The following is a 15,983-nucleotide window of genomic DNA, read 5'->3' on the forward strand; positions in this document are numbered from 1 at the left end:
GGCCCCGGCGCGCGCGTCTGGCCGGCCGCTCCGCGGCCGCTGCTCATATGCGTCCCGAGCGGATCGCGCCGGAATGGTGGCTGGACGAACCCGACTGGTGCAGCGGTGTGCGCGATTACTGGGTCGTGACGACACGATCCGGGGACCGGCTGTGGCTGTTCCATGGCCATGGCGGAGCAATGTCCTCGGGCTGGTTCTGTCAGGGCAGTTTTGCCTGAGCCGTCTTGCCGGCACAGTTTCATGCCCCGAAAAGTTTTTCTGTGCGCCACAGTGCGATAATAACTCCGAGGCCATCTTGCGGGGTGCCAGACGGCACCACATCTCGGCCCGAAGATGTGCCGGGCCGAAAACCGACCGGGCTGAATGGGGACAGGAATGAACGTTGCAATGTTGATCGCTGGCTTCGCCGGCCTGGTGGTGGGTGGTGACCTGCTGGTGCGCGGCGCGGTGGTCCTGGCCCGGCGCCTGGGCATCTCGCCGATGGTCATAGGACTGACGCTGGTCGGGTTCGGCACGTCGATGCCGGAACTGGTCACCAGCCTGCAGGCGGCACTGGCCGGATCGCCCGGTATCGCCGTCGGTAACGTGGTTGGCAGCAACACCGCAAATATCCTGCTGATCATGGGGATGGCCGCACTGATCGCGCCGATGGCCGTGCAGCGCGCCGCTTTTCAGCGCGACGGTTTGTTCCTCGTACTGGCCACCGCCGCCTGTCTGGCGGTGGTTCTGAGCGGCAGCATCGGCCGGGCGGCCGGGATGGCGCTGATCGCCGGGCTGGGTGTCTATATGGGCCTTACGCTCTATCTGGACCGCGCCAGCACGGTGCGCCAGCAGGGTGCCGGGCTGGACTTGGCCGCGCCCGAACCGGGCGGGTCGGCGGTCTGGCGCGCTCTGGGCCAGTTTCTGGCCGGGCTGATCCTGACCATCGTGGCGGCGCGGTTGCTGGTCGCGGGTGCGATCAGCCTGGCCGCCGGACTGGGAGTGTCCGAGGCGGTGATCGGGGTGAGCATCGTGGCCGTCGGTACGTCGATGCCGGAACTGATCACCTCGGTGGTCGCGGCCCGCCAGCGGCAGGCCGACATCGCCTTTGGCAACGTGCTGGGCAGCAACATCTTCAATATCCTCGGTATTCTCGGCGTCACGGCGGCGGTGCATCCCCTGACCGTGCCGGCGCAAATTCTCGCTCTGGACATCTGGGTCATGACGGGCGCCACTGCTCTGCTGGTTGCGTTCGCCTGGTCCGGCTGGCGCATCAGCCGCGGCGAAGGCGCGGCGATGCTGGCGCTTTACGGGCTGTATCTGGCCTGGATGGTCCATGCCGTGACCTGAGGACATGCGTTCGAATCCGCCGCTGTCAGGTGCGGCAGGCCGCGCTTTGACGTGATCGCCCATTCCGCGCTAAGGCTTGCGGATGGACCCGCTGGCACCGCTTATCACCGCATTGCATACCGAAGGCCGACTGCGTGTCTGGTCATTGATCATCACCGTCTTCGGCGATCTGGTCCAGCACCGGGGCGGCGAGATTTCGACCGCCAGGCTGCGGGCCTTGCTGGGTCGGGTCGGGGTCGAACAGGGCACCCTGCGCACGGCCCTGTCGCGGCTGGGCAGCGACGGCTGGGTGCACAGCGAACGCAACGGGCGCACCAGTCTCTATCGGCTGAGCCGGCAGGGAATCGAGCGGTTCGCCCCGGCGACGACGCGGATCTATGCAGCGCCGCGCACAGCGCCGGTTACGAAATGGGCGGCGGTGCTTACCCTGGCCGGGACCGGCGCCCAGAGCGTTCGGATCTGCCCCGCCGACGAGGCGCCGGCGGCGGCCGATTGCCGGATCGTGGGCGATCTGGCGCAGGTTTCCGATGCCTATCGCGCCACGACGCTGAGCCCTGACCATCGTCAGGCTCTGGCGGCTTTGGCTGCCGACCTGGCGGCATTGCAGCGCCCTGTGACGACGCCGCTGGACGCGGCGGCGGCACGGCTGCTGCTGATTCACCGCTGGCGGCGCATCGTGCTGCGTTATCCCGATCCGGTGCCGGATCTGATGCCGGCGGACGCGCCGCTGACCGATCCGCGCGCCGAGGTGGCGCGCGCCTATCGCGCGCTGACACCGGCCGCCGAGGTCTGGCTGAGCCAGGCCGACGACGGTCTCAGCGCCATGCCGGATCCCGTGTCAGAGGTCGAAAATCGCTTTGGAAACATGCAACAGACTTGATTTGGCCGCATTTTAGCGCAACTCTGGCTGCATGACGATCCAACCGCCCAATCCGTTTCCCCAAGGCCCGGTTCCGGTTCAGGTGGCATTCGACCGGCGTGAATTGTCCGTGATCCTGTCGCTCTACGGTCGCATGGTGGCGGCCGGAGAATGGCGCGACTATGGAATCTCCTGCCTGCGCGATCTGGCGGTGTTCTCGGTGTTCCGGCGCACCGCTGAAAACCCACTCTATCGGATCGAAAAGCGTCCCAAGCTGCGCAACCGGCAGGGCATGTATTCGGTGGTCGGCATCGACGGACAGATCCTCAAACGCGGTGCCGATCTGAAAACCGTGCTGCGGGTGCTGGAACGCAAGCTGATCCGCGCGGTCGACTAGGCCCCGCTTGCCGGCGGCAGGCAGGGCCGCAGATGCGCGGTGACCGCACCGTCACCCAGTGCCTTGATACGCGTGAGAGCCGCCTGCAGGGGCTCGTCCCGGACCGCCATGTGGTGCGCGTTGGCATGGATCAGCCGGTCGCGACCCGACACCAGCGCCACGTGACCTTTCCAGAACAGCAGATCGCCCCGTTGCGGGGTGGTGCCTGGTTCCAGCCGCTGGCCCAGCGTGGCCTGCTGCTGGTCGCTGTCGCCGGGGCAGGGGTGGCCGCAGGCCAGCAGGGCCGCCTGCACCAGCCCCGAACAATCGATGCCCAGACGGCTGTTGCCGCCCCACAAATACGGCGTGCCGAGGAACAGCCGGGCAACGGCGACCGGATCGTCCAGCCGGTCGGCGATGACGCGCAGATGCACCCGCGGCACAAAGCCCTGGGCGGTTTCGACAAAGGCACCGGTTTCGGAGCGCACGGTCACAAGGCTGCCAAAGCTAAGCATCTGGCGGTCCGGCGACTTGATGTCAGGGGCGGCATAAAGATGCGTGGCCGGAGCGCTGACCCAATGGGTAGGCGTCTGCTCCGGCCCGAGGGCCGCGTCGGGCAGATAGCCCACATAGCCATCCTTGCGCGCCTGCACGAAACTGTGGCCGCGATGGGTCTCATACCGGTCCACCGTTTCGCCATACAGCAGTTGCCGGTCGCGCGCCTCGCCCGGCGCCCGCAACAGATCGACCACGGGCCAGGTGACGCGCATTGTCTGAGGGCGCACCCGTTTCACGCCTGCCGGCACCTGCATCAGATGCGCGGCCGCCACCCGCGCGTTCATCGGCGTGCTGCGCCTGTCGCTCACAGGTCCAGCAGGTCGGGCAGCGCGTCCAGCAGCGCCCGCGCGCCCATGCCGACGCCCCCCTTGGGACGGGCCGGGGCATTCATCGATTGCCAGGCATAGATGTCGAAATGCACATAGGGCACGCTGGATACGAAACGGCGCAGGAACAGCGCGGCAGTGATCGCACCGGCGAACCCGCCCGTAGGGGCATTGTCCAGATCGGCATTGGTCGGTTCGATCTTGGCTTCATAGGCCTCGTGAAACGGCATCCGCCAGACCGGGTCATCCACACGCGCCGCGGCCCGGCTCAAGGCCTGGGCGATGCCGTCGCTGTCGGTAAAAAACGGCGCGATGTCCGAGCCGACAGCGACCCGCGCCGCGCCGGTCAGGGTGGCCATCGACACAACCAGATCAGGGTCTTCGGCGTCGGCCAGGGCCAGGGCATCGGCCAGAACCAGCCGGCCTTCGGCGTCGGTATTGTTGTTTTCCACCGTCAGACCCTTGCGCGAGGTCAGGATATCGCCGGGGCGAAAGGCATTGCCCGAAACGGCATTTTCGACCGCCGGGATCAGCACCCGCAACTGCAGCGGCAGGTTCAGCGCCATGATCATCTGCGCCAGACCCAGAACCGTCGCCGCCCCGCCCATGTCCTTTTTCATGATCAGCATGCCGGCAGAGGGCTTGAGATTCAGCCCGCCGGTATCGAAGCAGACACCCTTGCCCACCAGGGTCAGTTTCGGCCCCGATTCCCCCCAGCGCAGATCGATCAGCCGCGGTGGTGTCGCCGACGCCCGGCCGACCGTGTGGATCAGCGGAAAATTCTGGTGCAGCAGATCGTCACCGACGATTTCGGACACGGTTGCGCCATGGGCCGCGGCGACCTCGCGGGCGGCTGCCGCCAGTTGCTCGGGTCCCATGTCGGAGGTGGGGGTGTTGACCAGATCGCGGATCAGGGTCTCGGCTTGCGCCAGAATCTCGACGCGTGCCGTGTCGACGCCGGCTGGTGCCACCAGTTCAAGGCGTTTGGTCGGTTTGCGCTTGTAGCGATCGAAACGATAGCCCGACAACAGCCAGCCCAGACACTCGATTTCGGCCACTTCCTGCGGCAGGCCGGATGCGATGCGATAACGGCCCTCGGGCAGCTTGGCGGCGGTATGGGCCAGCGCAAAATGCACCCGCGCCCGCTTGGCCGCTGTGCCGTAACCGGCCAGCGCCATCACCGGCCGGCCCTGAGGGCCCGGAACCAGCAACGCCTGCCCCAGCGCGCCGGTAAACCCGTTCTGCTCGACCCAGGTTGCAACCTGCGAGTCCTGGGTCTGCAACCACGAGGTCAGGTCGCCGGAGTCGATGACATGCATGGCCAGTGCATCGGTGGAGGTTTTGGCAAAAGCTGAGGGCATCGGTCGCTCGCGGTTCGGAAACATTGGCCCGCAGCCTAGCCGCACGCTCTGGTGGTGCAAGCCCCGTCAGACCGAAAGATCCTGCAGATCCCAGACCGCTGTCAGCGAGCGTTCGCCGATGCGGATCAGGCGGAACAGGGTGGCCGCCGTCGCCGCCGTATCGCCGGAATCGGTGGTGATCGTGACATCATTGGCCACGCGCGCCAGGGTATTCATCCCGATCTGCTCGGCGATGGCAATCAGCGAGCGGGCGCATTTGCGCAGGGCCGGGTCGTCGCGCTGGCGCCACAGACGTTCGCAATGCGACAACCGCACCGCCAGTTCCTCGATCGCCCGGCATACGACATCCTCGGCCCCGGACTGACCCAGCTGCAGGTACAGCGCGTTCAGCTGGTCCCGGTCCAAACGCACGGTTTCCGCCGGAACAAGCGTCGTTACATGATTCATTTCGTCACCCAATTTCTAAACCCCCACGGCTGTCATCAATCTGTCCGAGACAGGTTTGCAAAAGGTTTCGAGCCGCCGGGCGGATGGCTCGAATTTGGGTAGAATGCGGGCTATAATCAGGACCGTATCTTCAACCTCCTAGAAACAGACCAGGGACACATTCATGGAATTTGCCAAACCTCTCCCAGCCTATCTTGTTCAGCGGTATCACGGGTGGAAGGCCACCTCGTATCAGGAAAATCAGGGATGGTACCGACGCTTAGCAACCGAGGGCCAGAGACCGCGTGCAATGGTGATCTCGTGCTGTGACAGCCGGGTCCATGTCACGTCGATCTTTGGTGCGGATCGGGGCGAGTTCTTCATTCACCGCAATATCGCGAACCTGGTGCCGCCCTACGAGCCGGATGGCGACCATCACGGCACCAGCGCGACGGTGGAATATGCGGTGACCGCACTGAAGGTGTCGCATCTGATCGTTCTGGGGCATTCGCAATGCGGCGGCGTGGCCGGTTGCATCGAAATGTGCAAGGGCAATGCGCCCGAACTGGATGCCAAAGAGAGCTTTGTCGGGCGCTGGATGGATATTCTGCGTCCTAAATACGACAAGGTGGCCGCCATCGAGGACCCCGCGGATCAGGCACGGGAGTTTGAAAAACAAGCGGTTGTCGCATCGCTGGACAACCTGATGACCTTTCCTTTCGTGGCCAGCGCCGTCAAATCCGGCGAACTCAGCCTGCACGGGCTGTGGACCGAAATCGCCGAGGGCGGGCTGGAATGCTACGATCCCTCTTCGGGTCATTTCCAGCCGGTCTGATCGCAGATCGCGGCCGCGGGCAGCGCCTGCGGCCAAACCCGGAACATGCACCGATCCGCTTGGCGGGTCGGCGTTTTTCTGTGAGTAGAGGGGGGGGCGGAGATCGGACCGGTCCGGAAAATAATCGGTGCCCCGCAGGTCGCGAATCGCTTTTGTCCGGCACGCTGTGACGCAGGGCGATCCGGTCTCGGATTATGGCGGTCGGCGTGAAGGTGCGGGCATTCGCCGCGGGATCGCGGAGGCCGATTTTGGCGGGGTCAGAGGTGCCGCGGCGCGGATAGTTTTGCATCCGCCGAGAGCGAACCGACCTGCGTTCAGGCGTGTCCGGCATTGCGCGCCGCTGGCCGTGGGGCCGACGGCGCGCAGCCTTTTTCAGCCTTTTTTCAGCACCCAGGTGCCCAGGGTTTCCGCGATCTGCACGGCGTTCAGAGCGGCGCCCTTGCGCAGGTTGTCGCTGACGCACCACAGGTTCAGACCGTTGTCGATGGTGCTGTCCTGACGGATCCGGCTGATAAAGGTGGCATAGTCGCCGACGCATTCCACCGGTGTCACGTAACCGCCATTCTCGCGCTTGTCGATCACCATGATCCCGGGCGCTTCGCGCAGGATGTCACGGGCTTCGTCCTCGTCCAGATGGTCTTCGAACTCGATGTTCACCGCTTCGGAATGGCCGACAAAGACCGGCACCCGCACGCAGGTCGCGGTGACCTTGATCGCCGGATCGACGATCTTTTTGGTTTCCGCCACCATCTTCCATTCTTCCTTGGTCGACCCGTCCTCCATGAACATGTCGATATGCGGAATGACGTTAAAGGCGATCTGCTTGGTGAACTTCTTGGCCGGTTTGTCGTCGACCGGATTATAGATGCTCTTGGTCTGGTCCCACAGCTCGTCTATGCCCTCTTTGCCGGCCCCCGAGACCGACTGGTAGGTGCTGACCACCACCCGCTTGATCCGGGCCCGGTCATGCAGCGGCTTTAGCGCCACGACCATCTGCGCGGTCGAGCAGTTCGGGTTGGCAATGATGTTCTTCTTGGAATAATCCTTGATCGCCTCGGGGTTCACCTCGGGCACGATCAGCGGAACATCCGGGTCATAGCGGTAGAGCGAGCTGTTATCGATCACCACGCAACCGGCGGCGGCGGCCTTGGGCGCATAGATCTTGGTGGCCTCGGAGCCGACGGCGAACAGCGCCATGTCCCAGCCACTGAAATCGAAGGTGTCCAGATCCTGGGTGGTCAGGGTCTTGTCGCCAAAGCTCACTTCGGTGCCCAGCGATTTTCGGCTCGCCAGAACGGCGATCTCATCGACCGGGTACTGGCGCTCGGCCAGGATGTTCAGCATTTCGCGGCCCACATTGCCTGTGGCGCCGACAACGACGACGCGGTATCCCATGATCTTTCTCCAGATATGTGCCGGTGCAGGACCCGGCTGCGGCCTCTTAGCGGCAAAGTCCCTTGGGGGAAAGGGGGGCAGACCGGGCCATGCTGTCGCTGTTGTCCGATATGCCGCAGTTTTGCGGTAACAGCCCGGGTCGGCATCCGGGCAGGCGGGCACAGGGCCGAACGAATTGGTCGCCGCCCGGGCATACCGGTGTTAGGTTGCGTCATGACCAGGCACGATGACAGCGATGCGTTTTTTCAGAGCCTGCCCCGGCGGGCGTCCTTTGCCGATCTGTCCGACCCGGCCAGCTACACGCCGTTGCCCCGGGGCTGGGTGGTCGGCATCGCCGACATCGTCGGTTCGACAGAAGAGATCGCGGCCGGGCGCTACAAGACAGTGAATATGATCGGTGCGGCGGTGATCGCCTCGCAGATCAATGGCGGCGACGGGGGGACCTTTCCCTATGTCTTTGGCGGCGATGGCGCGACCTTTGCCTGCGGGCCGGATCGCGCGGCGCGTTCGGCCGAGATTCTGGCGGTGATGCGGCGCTGGGCCGAGGCGGAATTCGGGCTGACCCTGCGTACGGCACAAGTGCCGATGGCCGATATCCGCGCGGCCGGGCACGAGGTGTCGGTGGCGCGCTATCGCGCCTCCGAGGTGCTGGACTATGCCATGTTCAGTGGCGGCGGCCTGTCCTGGTCCGAAGCCCGTATGAAGGCCGGAGACTACGCGGTGCCGGCCGCAGAGGCCGGGGCGATACCCGATCTGACCGGGCTGTCCTGCCGCTGGAGCAACGCGCGATCGCAAAACGGCAGCATCCTGTCGGTGGTGGTCGTCGCCCGGCCCGATGCGCCCGGCGACGCCTTTGCCGAAGTCGCCCGGCAGGTGATTGCCGAGGCCGAAGGGCTGAAACGTGGCGGCCATCCCTTGCCGCCCGAAGGCCCAGGCGTGCAATATCCGCCGCCGGGGCTGGCACTCGAGGCGCATGCGTCGCGCGGCCGCCGGGCTCTGTGGTTGCGCAAGGCGCAGTTGTTCGCCGAGAACCTGCTTGCCTGGTTTCTGTTCCGGACCGGAATACCGGCCGGCGCCTTTGATCCGGTTGCCTATGCCGCCATGGTCAGCAGCAACGCCGACTTTCGCAAGTTCGATGACGGGCTGAAGATGACGCTGGATTGCGATGCCGACACGCATCGGCGCATCCGTGCCATTCTGCAAGCCGCCAATGCCGACGGTATCGTCGATTTCGGCCTGTTCGAACAGGATGAGGCGATGATCACCTGTTTCGTGCCGTCGGTCACTCAGGACGATCACATCCACCTGGTGGACGGGGCCGCGGGGGGTTATGCGCGGGCGGCGTCCCAGATCAAATCGGGCCGGGTCGACTAGGTCCGGGTCAGGCCGATGGCGGGGTGATCCAGCGTGCCGCCAGGTCGCGCGCGGCCTGTGCCAGGGTCAGCACGTCCACCCCCACCGCAATGAATCGGGCGCCCGCCGCCAGATACTCCTCGGTCAGGGATTCGGACCGCGACATGATGCCCGGTACCTTGCCGGCCGCCGCGATCCGGGTCAGCATCGATAGGATCGTGTCATGCACCTCGGGATGCGCGGGCTGACCGTGATGCCCCAGATCGGTGGACAGATCGGAGGGGCCGATGAACACGCAGTCGATGCCGGGCACCGCCAGGATGTCGTCCAGTGCGGCCAGCCCGGCGCGGTTTTCGACCTGAACGATCAGGCTGATCTGGGCGTCTGCGGTTTGAATATAGTCGGGAATTGCGGCAAAGCGCGAAGACCGCGTGCCCGCCGCGCCGACACCGCGCATACCCTGCGGCGGATAGGTGCAGGCGCGCACCATCTGGTGCGCCTGAGCGGCGCTTTCCACCATCGGCACCAGCACTGTCTGGGCACCGATATCCAGCACCTGCTTGATCATCCAGGGTTCGCCCACGGGCACGCGTACGATGGCAGGCGACGGGCTGGCCTGCAGCGCCAGCAGCTGGTCGCGGATCGAGCGGATGTCGTTGGGCGCATGTTCGCCGTCGATCACCAGCCAGTCGAACCCGGCGGTGCCCATGATTTCTGCGGCGGTGGGTTCGGCAAAACTGAGCCAGCATCCAAATGTGGTCTCGCCGGCGTGAAATCGCTGTTTCAGAATGTTGAGAGGTACGGGCATGGGCAATCCTCTGGTCAGGGTTCGGACTGCGCGACAGGCGGGGCGGGGCAGGGCAGGGCGCGCCGGGCGTTCCATGATCGACGCTAGCGCCGGTCGGATCGGTTTGTCCAGATTGGCGGCAGCGCAATCCCCGGGCTGTGCCCCCGGGGAACGGGCATGCCGCCCCGGCCGGGCGTCGCCGTCAGGCTATCTGCCCGGCGATCTCGGTGATCACGTCATAGGCCATCATCACGTCCGCCTCGGTGGTTTCGAACTGGCCCGCCTGAAAGCGGATGACCAGCGCGTCGTCGATCCGGGTCTGGGTCAGATAGATCCGTCCGTCGTCGTTGATCGCGTCCACCAGGCGCTGGTTCAGCTGGTCCAGATCCTCGGCACCCTCCGGCGCCAGACGAAAGGTGAACAGAGACAACATTGGCGGGGTGACGATCTGAAACCCCGGCGTCGCCGCCAGCCGGTCATGCAGGGCGCCGGACCAGGCCACATGGTCACGCAGCCGTTCGCGCAGACCCTGCAGGCCATAGGTGCGCAGCAGGAACCAGATTTTCAAAGCCCGAAATCGCCGGCCCAGCGGCACCGACCATTCGGAATAGTCGACAACCCCGTCCTGTCCATGGGTTTTCAGGTATTCCGGCCGGATGGCCAGGCAGCGCACCAGGTCCTCTGGGTTACGAAGGAAATGAGCTGCGCAATCGAATTGGGCGCCCAGCCATTTGTGGGGGTTGAACACCAGGCTGTCGGCGCGGTCTATGCCGGTCCAGTAGCTGCGGAACTCCGGACAGATCATCGCCGAACCGGCCCAGGCTGCGTCGACATGGCTGTACAGGCCGTGCCGCTGCGCCACGTCCAGACAGGCATCAATCGGGTCCGTCGCCCCGGTTCCGGTGCCGCCGACGCACAGGATTACCCCCGCCGGGGTCAGGCCCGCGGCGTCGTCGCTGCGGATCGCCGCGTCCAGAGCCGCCGGGTCCATGCCGCGCCAGTCGCCCTTGATCGGCACGCGCACCAGGTTCTCCTGACCGATGCCGGATACCCATATGGCCCGGTCGACCGACGTATGCACTTCGGCCGAGCAATAAACCCGTATCCGACTGTTTCCGGCCAGGCCCCGGCTGTTGCCGGTCCAGTTCAGCGCCCGTTCGCGCAGGGTCAGCACCGCGGCCAGTGTCGCCGAACTGGCGCTGTCCTGAATGACGCCGGTAAATCCCTCGGGCAGGCCCAGAGATTGCCGCAGCCAGTCCATCATCCGGGTTTCCATTTCAGTGGCGGCGGGCGAGGTTTGCCACAGCATGCATTGCGGTGCGATGGCGGCGATCAGGAACTCGGCCAGAACCGAGGGCGCGGCGGCATTGGCGTTGAAATAGGCAAAAAAGCGGGGATGCTGCCAGTGGGTGATCCCCGGCATGACGATTCGTTCGAAATCGGCAAAGATCTCGCGCATGTCCTGGGGCCGGTCCGGCGGTGCGGTCGGCAGGGCGTTCAGGATGTCCCCCGGCCGGGTCTGAGCGCGTACCGGCCGGTCCCGGACGGTCTGGCGATAGTCCCGGACCCAGTCGGTGAAACGGTGCCCCCAGGCAGCAAACTCATCCCAGTTCATGCCGGTCTCCTGCCTAAGGATTATGCGTTTGGTACGGTCGTTCGGGCTTTGGGTCGGCGCCGCGACGTTCATGGATTGCGCTTGCCCGCATTGAAAGGCAAAACGAAGCTATGAGCAAACCTCTTCTCAAGACATCGCGATCCCTGCCCATTGCCCTGTTGCGCGCCCGCGAGCGGGTGATGGGGCCGATCCGCGAAATGCTGTCGGGCGTTGGCATCACCGAACAGCAATGGCGCGTCCTGCGGGTGTTGCAGGAGGAAGGCCCGATGGAGCCGACCCGGATTTCGGAAAAGGCCTGTCTGCTGCTGCCCAGCCTGACGCGGATATTGCAGAAACTGCAGGAAAAGCAGCTGATCGTACGGCGCAAGGACAAGGTCGACAAGCGCAAGCAGATCGTGCAGATCACGGGCTCAGGCGAAGCCCTGATCAGCGAGCATCTGGAGACCAGCCTGGCGTTGTTGGAAAAGACCCGCCGGCAAATCGGTGCCGACCGCTATGAACTGCTGCTGGACCTGCTGAACGAACTGGACAAGAGCGATACCGAAGCGTCGTGAACATTGTACCAGCCCCGTGCTGGCCGGTGCGGACAGGCCTGATCCAGTAGCGGTTTAAAAGTCGAAATTCCGACCAATGCCGAAAAACAGCGCGCTGGACTCAGCGCGGCCGCTGACATCTTCGTCCAGCACCTTGAATTCGACGCCGGCATTCATGCTCCAGTCGCGAGTCAGGGTGTGATTATAGACCAGCAAAGCGGTGCCGCGGCGCGTCGCCCCGTTGGTCGTGGTCGCCTCGTTATAGCTGAGCGAAAGGTCGGCCGAGACGCTGGACACCGAATTGATGTCATGCGTGTAGCCGGCAATCAGGAAATTGCTGAACTGGTCCTCGTCATTGCTGTCGACAAAGACGTCGCGCGTCAGGCGCAGATTGAACCGGCTGGAGGGCAGTTCATGGGTCCAGTAGAGGCCGCCAATGACGCGCGGGTCCGAGCTGTCGAAACTGGTGAGACCGATATTCGCCGACAGGCTGCCGCGTGGCAGGGTCAGACTGCGGGTGAAGCGCAGCGTGCCGCGCTGGCCCGAACTGTTCTGGGTCAAATCGAAATCCGACCGAAAGTCGCCATTGGGCATTTCCAGCGCATAGCCGACTCTGCCGCTGGGTCCCGATCGTTTCCGGGTACCGCGCAAGTTGGTGCCGATATCGGTTTCGGTGGTGTCGACATCGGTATAGCCGGCGCGGAAATTCAGGCTGGCACGAGCCGAGATTTCTCGGTCGAATCCGGCTTCGAAGGTCTGCGTTTCGCGCTCGGTTTCCGCGGCATTCTGGTTGCTGTAGGTGGAATAGCGCAGATCGACAAAGCCGGTTGTAACCTGGTTGAACCGGAAAAGAGCAGACAGGCCCAGATCGGTATTGTCGTAGTCGGACAGGCCGGGGTCGGTCGCGTCGATATAGTCGGTGCCATCGGCACCGGCCAGAAAACGCAACCCGAATGGCGCCTGTTTGCCGGTTTCCAGTTCAGCGTTGATGCGATAGGCACGGCGTTCGCCGGAACCGCGAATGTTGGAAAAATCGCTTGGTGGGCGGATGATCCCGTCCTGATCCAAAAAGGTCCATAGCGGCGCGGCCAGCGAGATATCGGTCTGGCGATAGTCGGCATCGACCGACAGCGCGGCATTGCCGGTGTCGCGCAGATAGCGCAGGCCGATCAGCGGATCGACAAATCCGGTCTTGATGTTGTTGCCCGCCGCGACATCGCCAAACCGCAGCGCGCCACCGACCGCCAGCGACAGTTCCTGCAGGCGGGTCTTGCTCTCCAGCCCGTAGGACAGGCGCGTCGTCGCCAACGAAGTCCGTCCTTCGCTGGGCACTTCCAGCCCGAGGTTGTCGCCCGCGCCGAATTCCTGCTCGATCCGCAGACGTTGCCGCAGGCTGCCATAGTCCTCGTCTTCCTGCGCTTGAGCAGGAGCAGAGGCGACAACGACGCTGCCGGCGAAGGCGGCGGTTGCGATCAGTCCCTTATACACCACTGTCCCCTTGCCCGGGAGGTTATTCGAACAATCTGCGTTGCGGCACGATGATCACATCGCCGTCTTGCAGTATCGGCGTGCTGATGCTGGATTTCCCGTCAATGATGTCCTTGACGTTGAATGTATAGATCTGTTGCCGGCCATTGGCGTCGGCCCGCCGCAGCTGCAGCCGCTTGGTGGCGCCGAACCGGGTCACACCGCCGCCCGCGGCCAGTGCCTGCAGAAACGTGGTGCCGCGTTTCACTTCCATGATGCCGGGGCTGTTGACCTCGCCCAGCATGTAGATCGACAGCTTGCGCGAGCCGCCCGACCGGCTGCCACGCGACGGCGCCAGCTGGGACAGCGATACGAAAACCGTGGGATCGGCGGCGAAATTCGGCCGCAGCTGTTTCACGATGTCGGCGCGCACTTCATCCACATTGCGACCGCCGACCTGAACCGAGCCGACCAGAGGGACCGAGACGCGGCCATCCGGCAGAACCAGCGATTCTCGGTTGATGCTGGAATCCTCCAGGACCTCGATTCGCAACACGTCGCCGGCCTTGATCTTGTAGCTGTCCTGCGCATGCAGGACGGAGGCTGCGAAAGGCAGGATCAGAAGGGATGTCAGAAGCGTTAGAAACCGTGTCATCATGGGCTTTCTCTTGTTTGGTCCATAGGCGTGGCCCCCGCTGGTTTTTACGCGGTTTTTCAATTCTTCAAAAGGTGTTTCCAACGCGATGCGCGGCCTGGCGCCAAACGAACCGGCGGACGTGCCGATCCTGCAACAGATCGTACCGGTTGGATTCGGTGTGCAATTGGCGGGGATCCGCCGATAGTTGTGAATATCCCGGTGTGATTCAGCCGATCCCGAGCAGATTCAGCTTCTCATATGTACAATCAAGAGTAGAGTGATCCTATGCAAAAGTCCGCAACAGAACTGGTCGGGTCGAACAGGTGATCATAGCATTCGTCTTTCTCGGAGCTCTGGCCGGCATGGTTTCCGGTGGGATCATTCTGCTGACCAGCGGTTCGGTCTGGGCTTCGGTATTGGCCTATTCCGGCACCGGAAGCGCGGTGGCGCTGTATTGTTGCCTGGCCTTTCTGTTGGCAAGCTGGTCGCAGGAGCGCGGGACCGCCCGTGACTTTTGATCCCTCGCGATTCGTGTGACCGCCCGGTGCGGCGGCCAAGGATACGGCGCGCCTGTTCTTCCTGAACCACAACCGCCACACGCCCGAAAACCGGCTTTCAGGTTGCAAAGCCGTTTGGTCTTGGGAATAGACAGCCCATCACGATAGCGCCGTTTGCGCCCGAGCGGCGACGTGGATAGAAATCCGAAATCAGGGATGCATCAATGCGCTTAATATTCATGGGAACGCCCGACTTTTCCGTGCCGGTGCTGCGGGCGCTGGTGCAGGCGGGGCACGAGATTGCGGCGGTCTATTGCCAACCGCCGCGCCCGGCAGGGCGCGGCAAAAAGGCCCGGCCCGGCCCGGTGCAGACCTGTGCCGAGGAACTGGGGCTGCCGGTACGCCATCCCACCTCTCTGAAATCGGTCGAGGCACAGGCCGAGTTCGCCGGTTTCCGGCCCGACGTTGCCGTGGTTGTGGCCTATGGTCTGATCCTGCCGCAAGCGGTGCTGGATACGCCGGAACATGGCTGTCTGAACATCCATGCCAGCCTTCTGCCGCGCTGGCGCGGGGCGGCGCCGATCCATCGCGCGATCTTGGCCGGAGACGCCGAAACCGGGGTCTGCATCATGCAGATGGAGGCCGGGCTGGATACCGGCCCGGTGCTGCTGCGCGCCGAAACCGCGATCCGGCCCGGAGAAACCACCGGGGCGCTGCATGACCGGCTGTCGCAGATGGGGGCCGAGCAGATCGTCTCGGCGCTGGCGCGGCTCGATACGCTGACACCCGAACCCCAGCCGCAGGCCGGGGTCACCTATGCCGCCAAGATCGACAAGGCCGAAGCCCGTGTGGACTGGGCCCGGCCAGCCGCCGAGGTCGACCGGCTGATCCGCGGCCTGTCGCCCTTTCCCGGCGCCTGGACCGAAATCGCCGGCGAACGGGTGAAACTGCTGGCCTCGCGGCTGGTTGCAGACCGGAGCGGTCCGCCGGGCCAGGTGCTGGACGACGCCCTGACGGTTGCCTGCGCCGAGGGCGCGGTTACCCTGTCGCGCCTGCAACGGGCGGGCAAGGCGGCACAGGACGCCGAAAGCTTTCTGCGGGGCCGTCCGGTGCCCGCGGGCACCCGGCTTTAGGTTCAGGAGTCCCGGATGTTCCCAACCCTGATCGGCACCGTGGTCATTGCCGGGATCGTCGGCTATCTTTCCGAGCGGACGGGGTTCACCCGGAACGGATATCTGGCGTCGATCATCATCTGTATCGGCGGGGCTTTTCTGTTCTATTTCGTGCGGATCATGTTCGGGATCGGTTTTGGCTCGCCGGGCCTGAACGCGATCCTGTCGTCTGTCGGCGCTCTGATCATCGTGCCGACCCACTGGCGCAAGTGAGGCGTTGTCATGAGTATCATAGCCCTGATCATCATCGGCGCGGCCGCCGGCTTTCTGGCGACGCGGCTGATGCGGATCGAGGCCGACATTCCCACGACCATGTTCATCGGCATTGCCGGTGCGCTGATCGGCGGGCTGGTGCTGCGGGTGCTGAGTACCGTGATGGGGGCGATGTCGGGCTTTGTCGGCGCGGTTCTGGGGGCGCTGTTGCTGATCTGGCTGTGGCAGCGCTATCGGCGCTGAA

Annotated in this window: 19 protein-coding genes; 11 read left to right on the forward strand and 8 right to left on the reverse strand. The window is 64.5% G+C overall.

Annotation, left to right across the window (positions count from 1 at the left end; all coding sequences use genetic code 11):
• The first annotated feature begins 47 nt into the window (after nt 1–47).
• From ACFMPD_RS10870 to ACFMPD_RS10885, 4 genes are all read left to right on the forward strand, one after another.
• A complete protein-coding gene (locus tag ACFMPD_RS10870) occupies nt 48–218 on the forward strand; it encodes a hypothetical protein (RefSeq protein ID WP_380994010.1) in 171 nt (56 codons plus the stop codon).
• Between the two features lie 169 nt (nt 219–387).
• Entirely contained in the window at nt 388–1,329 is a 942-nt protein-coding gene (locus ACFMPD_RS10875; RefSeq protein WP_380994012.1) for a calcium/sodium antiporter, read from the forward strand.
• A 145-nt stretch (nt 1,330–1,474) separates the two neighbouring features.
• Nucleotides 1,475–2,209 (forward strand): PaaX family transcriptional regulator C-terminal domain-containing protein, encoded by a 735-nt coding sequence (locus ACFMPD_RS10880; RefSeq protein ID WP_380994014.1) that lies wholly within the window; start codon nt 1,475–1,477, stop codon nt 2,207–2,209.
• 31 nt (nt 2,210–2,240) lie between these two features.
• The gene (locus tag ACFMPD_RS10885) at nt 2,241–2,585 is read left to right on the forward strand and encodes a DUF2794 domain-containing protein (protein WP_380994016.1); all 345 of its coding nucleotides are present in this window, start codon (nt 2,241–2,243) and stop codon (nt 2,583–2,585) included.
• Here ACFMPD_RS10885 and ACFMPD_RS10890 read toward each other — a convergent pair.
• From ACFMPD_RS10890 to ACFMPD_RS10900, 3 genes are all read right to left on the reverse strand, one after another.
• The gene (locus ACFMPD_RS10890) at nt 2,582–3,430 is read right to left on the reverse strand and encodes a C40 family peptidase (protein ID WP_380994017.1); all 849 of its coding nucleotides are present in this window, start codon (nt 3,428–3,430) and stop codon (nt 2,582–2,584) included. The two genes, ACFMPD_RS10885 and ACFMPD_RS10890, sit on opposite strands and share 4 nt — an antisense overlap.
• On the reverse strand, nt 3,427–4,809 hold the full coding sequence (locus tag ACFMPD_RS10895) for a leucyl aminopeptidase family protein (protein ID WP_380994019.1): 1,383 nt from the start codon (nt 4,807–4,809) through the stop codon (nt 3,427–3,429). The genes ACFMPD_RS10890 and ACFMPD_RS10895 overlap by 4 nt, the downstream gene beginning before the upstream one ends.
• Nucleotides 4,810–4,875: 66 nt before the next feature.
• Nucleotides 4,876–5,256 carry a hypothetical protein gene (locus tag ACFMPD_RS10900; RefSeq protein WP_380994021.1) on the reverse strand — a complete coding sequence of 127 codons (381 nt, stop codon included), beginning with the start codon at nt 5,254–5,256 and terminating at the stop codon, nt 4,876–4,878.
• A gap of 163 nt (nt 5,257–5,419) precedes the next feature.
• On the opposite strand from ACFMPD_RS10900, the gene ACFMPD_RS10905 reads away from it, so the two are divergent.
• On the forward strand, nt 5,420–6,070 hold the full coding sequence (locus ACFMPD_RS10905; protein ID WP_380994023.1) for a carbonic anhydrase: 651 nt from the start codon (nt 5,420–5,422) through the stop codon (nt 6,068–6,070).
• A 372-nt stretch (nt 6,071–6,442) separates the two neighbouring features.
• Here the strand turns inward: ACFMPD_RS10905 and ACFMPD_RS10910 are convergent, their stop codons facing one another.
• A complete protein-coding gene (locus ACFMPD_RS10910; RefSeq protein ID WP_380994024.1) occupies nt 6,443–7,465 on the reverse strand; it encodes an aspartate-semialdehyde dehydrogenase in 1,023 nt (340 codons plus the stop codon).
• Nucleotides 7,466–7,678: 213 nt separating this feature from the next.
• Between ACFMPD_RS10910 and ACFMPD_RS10915 the strand changes: the two genes are divergently transcribed.
• Complete coding sequence (locus ACFMPD_RS10915; protein ID WP_380994026.1) at nt 7,679–8,839, forward strand: DUF3095 domain-containing protein; 1,161 nt, start codon at nt 7,679–7,681, stop codon at nt 8,837–8,839.
• Between the two features lie 7 nt (nt 8,840–8,846).
• On the opposite strand, the gene ACFMPD_RS10920 is transcribed toward ACFMPD_RS10915, so the two are convergent.
• Nucleotides 8,847–9,626, reverse strand: a complete 780-nt coding sequence (locus ACFMPD_RS10920) for an HpcH/HpaI aldolase family protein (protein ID WP_380994028.1) — start codon at nt 9,624–9,626, stop codon at nt 8,847–8,849.
• A 181-nt stretch (nt 9,627–9,807) separates the two neighbouring features.
• Nucleotides 9,808–11,220 (reverse strand): pyridoxal phosphate-dependent decarboxylase family protein, encoded by a 1,413-nt coding sequence (locus tag ACFMPD_RS10925; RefSeq protein WP_380994030.1) that lies wholly within the window; start codon nt 11,218–11,220, stop codon nt 9,808–9,810.
• Between the two features lie 110 nt (nt 11,221–11,330).
• Between ACFMPD_RS10925 and hpaR the strand changes: the two genes are divergently transcribed.
• The gene (gene hpaR, locus ACFMPD_RS10930; RefSeq protein WP_380994031.1) at nt 11,331–11,774 is read left to right on the forward strand and encodes a homoprotocatechuate degradation operon regulator HpaR; all 444 of its coding nucleotides are present in this window, start codon (nt 11,331–11,333) and stop codon (nt 11,772–11,774) included.
• Between the two features lie 54 nt (nt 11,775–11,828).
• Here the strand turns inward: hpaR and ACFMPD_RS10935 are convergent, their stop codons facing one another.
• Together ACFMPD_RS10935 and ACFMPD_RS10940 are read right to left on the reverse strand one after the other, a co-directional pair.
• Nucleotides 11,829–13,241: a hypothetical protein gene (locus tag ACFMPD_RS10935; protein WP_380994033.1), complete on the reverse strand. Its 1,413-nt coding sequence runs from the start codon at nt 13,239–13,241 to the stop codon at nt 11,829–11,831.
• Between the two features lie 22 nt (nt 13,242–13,263).
• Complete coding sequence (locus ACFMPD_RS10940) at nt 13,264–13,878, reverse strand: polysaccharide biosynthesis/export family protein (RefSeq protein WP_380994035.1); 615 nt, start codon at nt 13,876–13,878, stop codon at nt 13,264–13,266.
• A 302-nt stretch (nt 13,879–14,180) separates the two neighbouring features.
• Between ACFMPD_RS10940 and ACFMPD_RS10945 the strand changes: the two genes are divergently transcribed.
• The 4 genes from ACFMPD_RS10945 (at nt 14,181) to ACFMPD_RS10960 (ending at nt 15,982) form a co-directional block, all read left to right on the forward strand.
• Nucleotides 14,181–14,375, forward strand: coding sequence for a hypothetical protein (locus ACFMPD_RS10945; protein WP_380994036.1), 195 nt, complete (start codon nt 14,181–14,183; stop codon nt 14,373–14,375).
• Between the two features lie 203 nt (nt 14,376–14,578).
• Nucleotides 14,579–15,487 carry a methionyl-tRNA formyltransferase gene (gene fmt / locus ACFMPD_RS10950; RefSeq protein WP_380994038.1) on the forward strand — a complete coding sequence of 303 codons (909 nt, stop codon included), beginning with the start codon at nt 14,579–14,581 and terminating at the stop codon, nt 15,485–15,487.
• Nucleotides 15,488–15,502: 15 nt separating this feature from the next.
• Nucleotides 15,503–15,739 (forward strand): hypothetical protein, encoded by a 237-nt coding sequence (locus tag ACFMPD_RS10955; RefSeq protein ID WP_380994039.1) that lies wholly within the window; start codon nt 15,503–15,505, stop codon nt 15,737–15,739.
• A 9-nt stretch (nt 15,740–15,748) separates the two neighbouring features.
• A complete protein-coding gene (locus ACFMPD_RS10960) occupies nt 15,749–15,982 on the forward strand; it encodes a GlsB/YeaQ/YmgE family stress response membrane protein (RefSeq protein ID WP_380994041.1) in 234 nt (77 codons plus the stop codon).
• The last annotated feature ends 1 nt before the right edge of the window (nt 15,983 follow it).

Origin of the sequence: Sedimentitalea sediminis, from assembly GCF_042687825.1 — a bacterium.
Taxonomy (GTDB): domain Bacteria; phylum Pseudomonadota; class Alphaproteobacteria; order Rhodobacterales; family Rhodobacteraceae; genus Sedimentitalea.